The sequence below is a fragment of the Kitasatospora sp. NPDC048298 genome, from assembly GCF_043201465.1.
In the GTDB taxonomy this organism is placed as follows: domain Bacteria; phylum Actinomycetota; class Actinomycetes; order Streptomycetales; family Streptomycetaceae; genus Kitasatospora.
Genome location: NZ_JBICYZ010000149.1, coordinates 1 through 4,017 on the forward strand (window position 1 = coordinate 1; position 4,017 = coordinate 4,017).

The following is a 4,017-nucleotide window of genomic DNA, read 5'->3' on the forward strand; positions in this document are numbered from 1 at the left end:
TTATGTGGAATCCGATCCGTCAAGTCCGCCTGGTCAGTGGGTGTGGTCAGTCAGGCTGCTGGATAGCGGGAGTGACAGGTGTTCCGTTGAAGGCCAGGGTGGCGTTTCGGGTCCTTGTCGCCAGGTCAGGTGCACCTGGACGAAGCGGACGGGGTCTTCTTCGATGCTGAAGAGCACTTCGTCGCACTGACCGCATCGGGCGACGGCAATGACGGGCTTGCCGAAGAGAGGGTGTCCGTCGACTACCTCTGCTCGGAGCTCTGCTTCCAGAGTCGCCCTGACCTGAGCGGTGGGCACGAGTATCCAGGGCGTGGGCAGCGGCTTCGGCTCCGCGAACAGGTAGTCGTAGCTGGGGTCCGCCCCGCCGTCGTCCCAAGGCTGCGAAGAGCCTTGGGTCCGCCAGGCGAGCCGCCCGCAGGATCCACAACGTCGAACCTCACGCGTCGGCGGGCGACGGAGCCTCGCATGCTCATTAGGCGGGCCTGCGACAAGGTGCGGCCGGTGAGTCCCTCGCCGCAGGACGGGCAGGTATCCATGGGCTTCAGCATGACTGATCGGAGCCGCAAGATCGCGGGCGGGTAGTGAGGTCGACGATGGGCAGGAGTGTCGCGTTCGCTGGAAGGTTGATCTGTCGGGGTGTCGGCCCGGCCGGCGTGGGGATGTCGGCGAGCTGTTGAAGGAGCCGATCGAGAGCGGCTTGACCGTCTTCGACGGCGGCCTTCTCGTCCTCGGTCAGCGGGATTGCGGCATGCATCTTCTGCAAGTTGCCTTTGGCTTCAAGGAGTTGGGCCTTGGTGGAGTCTTTTGGGGTGTAAAAGTCACAGCGCGCGCAGGCCATGCGGTGGGGACACTGCTCGAAGAAGGTGTAGGTGCAGTAGCCGTGCCCCAGGTCGTAGTGCTGCCAGGGTTCGCCGGCCGCGGCGGCGCCGGAGGCGACCGCGTCGCGGTCGACGAGGACCTCGATCGTGCGCATGTTGCGGGAGAAGTAGCCGGCGTCGTCGTAAGCCCGGGTGAGGGTGGTCGGGCTGATCTTTGCGTAGAACTGCGTGGACTGCGGTGAACGGTGGCCGAGCCAGGCCTGCAGCTCGAACAGGGTCATCGGCTCCTTGGCGTTGTAGAGCTGGCTGGCGATGGTGGAGCGGGCCCGGTGGCTGGTGATGTTCCCGCGGACGTCGGCGGCGGGGACGCCGGCCTTGCGGCAGAGCATCGGGATGACGGTGTTGTTGATGTAGGCGGAGGAGACCTTGCGGGCCCGGAAAGCGAACAACAGGTCCACCGTCTCGCCGGTGCGGCGGTCGGTGAACTTCGGCTGACCGGGGCGGAGGGCCTGCCAGGCGTCGAGGGCCTGGCCGAGGATCGGGTCGACGGGCTTGGTGAACGCGGTGCCGGTCTTGTGGGTCGGCACGTCCAGCAGACAGACCGCGTCGCGGGCCAGGACCTGTTGCGAGTCGCCCGGGATGGTCCCGCCGTCGTGCTGCCAGCGGATGCAACCCACGCGCAGGCGTGATATCTCATCGCTCCTCTGCCCGGAGAACAGCCAGGTCAGCGTGACTGCGCGGACCAGCTCCAGCGGGTAGAAGTTCCCGGCCTGGGTCTGCGGGAGGTCGCTGTCCTGCAGGTTCAGTCCGGCCCACATCAGCTTCGCCCAGATCTCGTCGGCGATCACGCGCGGGTCCGGTCCAAGCAGAGCCGAGATGCTGCGCGGGGTGCCCAGCGTGCGCTGCGGATCGAAGCGCCGCGGTATCCACTCCCACTCCTGGAGATCGCGGAAGAAGGTGCGGACCGCAGTGAGGTGAGCGGCTTTGGTGGGCGCTTCCAGGGGTTTGCCGAGGCGGTCCTTCAGCCCGATGGTGCGCTGGAGGTAGTCGCCCACGTGCATCCGGTCGACCGCGGCGACCCAGGTCGCGCAGGTCTGCCGGGTCCAGCAGGTCGGGTCTACGGTCTCGGGGTGCTCGGCCTGAAGCCATCGGCCGGTCTTCAACAGTGTCGCGCGCAGACCGCCGCGGACTCGGGGCGTGAGCGTGGAGGTGCTGTGCCAGCGCTCGACCCATGCCGCCCAGACCGGTGAGCCCCCGCTCGCGCGGGCGAAGTGGTGGCCGGTCAGACGCTGCGGCGGGTCGCAGAACCCCAGCTCGGCGACGGCCCGCTGCATGGCATGGAGGGTGTTGCCGCGCGAGGCGGGCAGCAGTTGCCCGCGGCGGACCCGCTCGAACAGATCGGTGCTCAGCTCGTCCAGGTGGGGGCTGCGGTTGAGCAGGAACATCTGGCAGGCGACCATGGGCAGCAGCTGGTCGTCGTCGCGGCCCAGACGGTAGCCCCAGCCGGCCAGGACCGCGCGGATCCGGGCGATCTCGCCGTCCACGCGGGCGCGGCCGAAGACGCGCCAGGCCAGGGTAAGGCGGCTGAAGCTGCCGAGCCGGTAGAAGGCGGTGAAGCCACCGAGCAGGAAGGCGTGCGTGGCCAGGTGCGGTCGCACGGCGTCGTCCGCCCACCTGGGGGCCGCGTTGCGGAAGCCGCGCTGGTCCTGGCCGAGCAGGTCGGCCCATTCCTCCTCGGTCCATGACCAGTAGGAGCGGCCGGTGTCGGCGCATCGCAGCAGCACCACGGCGGTCGCGTCCAGCATCGCCCGGCGGCGGTGCGGCGTGGGCGGTGCCTCCAGTGCGGCGTTGGCGTCGTCGAGCGGCCGAAGCAGGCGCCTGATCTGCCGCCAGCCTCGGGCGGCGGGGTCGTGGCGGGCCAGGCGGCGCAGGTTGTCGGTGCCGAGTTCGACGATGGCGTCCTTCTCGGCGGTCCGGAGCACGGGCGTGGTGTCGTAGCGGGCCGGGTCGATTGGCCACTGCCAACGGCGGGCCTCCTGCGAACGGTCGGCTGCGGTGGAGGCGGTCACCGGTCCGTCTCCGTGCCGTCGATGCTGGTCAGGGCCTGGATGCGCCAGGCGTGGATGTGCTCCATCCCGCGGGCGAGCTTGTCGGCAAGTTCCCGGCCGGACAGGTGGATGTACTGCAGCGTGGAGTCGGTGTGCCGGTGCCCGGCGAAGGCGGCGATCGTGTGCACCTCCCAGCCAATTCTCGCCAGGTCCGTCAGACACAGATGCCGGGTGGTGTGCGTGGAGAGCCGCTCGACCCCCGAGGCCAGCGCGATCCTGCGGACCACCTTCGACCACGTCCAAAGGCTCAGCGGCTGGCCGTGGTTGCGCCGCGACTCCGACAGGAACAGCGGCCCGCGGGCCCGGCTGACCTGGGCCCGGTGGGTGAGGTACTGCGACAGCAGCACCCCGGTCGAGGCCGAGTAGGGCACCACCCGCTCCAGCCGGTTCTTCGTCGTCTCCGCCCGTATCCGCAGCGTGCGGTGGGCTGGATCGACATCATCGGTCCGCAGCGAGCACAGTTCCTCACGGCGCAGGGCGGCGTCGTAGGCCAGGGCCAGCATCACGCGGTTGCGCACCGGCTCGCTGCGGGCCACCTCCAGGATCCGCAGCCATTGCTGTTCGCTGGGGATCCACGGCAGCTTGGTCAGCCGCGGCACCAAGCCTCGCTGCTGGACGCCCGCCCGGCGTCCAGGCGTGTAGCGGCCCCGGCCCACGGGGTTCGACGCGCGCAGCCCCTCCTCGATGAGAAAGTCGTAGAACAGGCGGACCGGGACCAGGCGCTGCTGGATCGTGGCGTTCGACAGCCCCGACCCCGAGTCGATCGCCACCACGTTCGCACCCCGACGGTGCGGCCGTGATGTCAACTCTCTGACGTAGATGGCGATGTGAGCGCGGTTCGCGGTGACCGGGTCGATGTCGTCCCGCTCGCACAGCTGCAGGTACTCGGTCAGCCCGCGGGCGTAGGCGTCGATAGTCCTCGGCGCCCGTCCGAGGTCGGCCCAGATCTGCAGCCACACCGCCGCCTGCTTGTGCCGGCCCAGTACCGGCCACTTCTCCGTCAGCAACTTCGCGCCGCTCAAGCCGTCTCCCAAGTCCGTGGTTGCACCGGGGAGACATGATCACCCCGGACAGATTCCACGTAACTTCTA

2 protein-coding genes are annotated in these 4,017 nt (G+C 69.2%); both read right to left on the reverse strand.

Annotation, left to right across the window (positions count from 1 at the left end):
• Nucleotides 1-541: 541 nt before the first annotated feature.
• Nucleotides 542-2,887 (reverse strand): tyrosine-type recombinase/integrase, encoded by a 2,346-nt coding sequence (locus ACGF0D_RS43990; protein ID WP_392926167.1) that lies wholly within the window; start codon nucleotides 2,885-2,887, stop codon nucleotides 542-544.
• Nucleotides 2,884-3,948, reverse strand: a complete 1,065-nt coding sequence (locus ACGF0D_RS43995; protein ID WP_392926169.1) for a tyrosine-type recombinase/integrase — start codon at nucleotides 3,946-3,948, stop codon at nucleotides 2,884-2,886. Before ACGF0D_RS43995 ends, ACGF0D_RS43990 begins: the two co-directional genes overlap by 4 nt.
• Nucleotides 3,949-4,017 lie beyond the last annotated feature (69 nt).